The following is a 294-nucleotide window of genomic DNA, read 5'->3' on the forward strand; positions in this document are numbered from 1 at the left end:
ACTTCTTGGAGATGCTGCCGCCGGCGGAGAACAGGGCGATGTCGACGCCTTCGAAGGCGCGTTCGGTCAGCTCCTCGATGACGACGTCTTGCCCACGGAACGACACCGTCTTGCCGGCCGAGCGGGCGCTGGCCAGCGCCTTGAGCTTGCCGACGCGAAAGCCGCGCTTGTCCATGGTGGCGATGAATTCGGCGCCCACCGCACCGGTGACGCCGACAATCGCGACGACGGGATCGTTACTCACTTTGTCCTCCATTGATTTGAGAATTCAGACAACAAAAAAGCCCCGGACCA

General features: G+C 61.9%; 1 pseudogene. It reads right to left on the bottom strand.

Going from position 1 to position 294, the window contains the following annotated elements:
• A pseudogene (locus tag AC0L3B_RS39245) lies at nt 1-256 on the bottom strand (aspartate-semialdehyde dehydrogenase); the annotation flags it as partial.
• Between the last annotated feature and the right edge of the window lie 38 nt (nt 257-294).

The sequence above is a fragment of the Bradyrhizobium sp. Kon56 genome, assembly GCF_055807635.1.